The sequence below is a fragment of the Pantoea sp. GbtcB22 genome, from assembly GCF_019091025.1.
Lineage (GTDB): Bacteria > Pseudomonadota > Gammaproteobacteria > Enterobacterales > Enterobacteriaceae > Pantoea > Pantoea leporis.
The window spans coordinates 1-311 of the sequence record NZ_JAGXKB010000064.1; the positions used below are offsets into that span (position 1 = coordinate 1).

A 311-nucleotide genomic window follows, 5' to 3' on the forward strand; every position below is an offset into this window, starting at 1 on the left:
TGTTGTAAAGCGGGTCGATGGGTGACGTGATGCCCCACGCGCGGGTGCGTCCGCCGCGATACACCGACTTCAGCAGCGGATCGATATCCAACCCTTTTAGTAATGCCTGACGCACTTTCACATCCTTGGTCGGGCCATATTCCACGTTGAGGAACAGAGAATATGGCGTACCGGTGTTCAACGCATGCTGATAGGTAAAGTGGGGATTGTCTTTGAACTCACCGGCATCGTTACCGGAAATGCCTGCAATGGCACCAACCTGACCAGAAAGCAGCGCGCCGGTGCGCCCCGAAGATTCCGGCAGGAAGCGA

At 56.3% G+C, this 311-nt stretch carries 1 protein-coding gene; it reads right to left on the reverse strand.

Going from position 1 to position 311, the window contains the following annotated elements:
* The coding region (locus KVT28_RS24795) for an ABC transporter substrate-binding protein (protein ID WP_254633655.1) at positions 1-311 on the reverse strand (311 nt) is incomplete at both ends.